Here is a 410-nt window from a genome sequence, read left to right as displayed (position 1 = left end):
CAGATGGCGGCGGAGGACTCCCAGCAGATCTTCGCGACGTCCAAGGTCTACTGCCCGCGCGGCCACAACCCCGGCTTCCTCGCCCTGCACAACACCCAGCAGCCCGTGATCCCGATGTTCACCTCGCTCAAGGAGCTGCGGCGCTATGCCGGCAAGGAGTCCAAGTATTTCGTGATCACCGGCGCCGAGGTGATCGACCTGCTGCCCACGGGCTACGGCTTCGTGCTGGACATGGAGGGCGAGCACCGGATGGTGTTCGACGCCAAGGCCGTGGAGCAGATGGTCGAGTTCGCGATGCGCCGCATGTACGGCTGACGCCGGACCCTGTGACCGCCGAACGGAGCCCGGAGGGAATTTCCCTCCGGGCTTTGTCGGTTCCAGGTGGCAGGAAGTTCAACGCTCAACTAAAG

At 64.4% G+C, this 410-nt stretch carries 1 protein-coding gene; it reads left to right on the top strand.

Translation table 11 applies throughout. The features are described from left to right. Positions 1–315, top strand: a 315-nt coding sequence (locus tag LPA54_RS40515) for an SseB family protein (protein WP_228985431.1), incomplete at its 5' end; no start/stop codon positions are given. Positions 316–410 lie beyond the last annotated feature (95 nt).

The organism is Streptomyces sp. DH12, from assembly GCF_020873895.1.
Classification (GTDB): Bacteria; Actinomycetota; Actinomycetes; order Streptomycetales; family Streptomycetaceae; genus Streptomyces.
The sequence above is the reverse complement of the archived record's forward strand: the minus strand, read 5'-3'. Positions and strand labels throughout refer to the sequence as shown.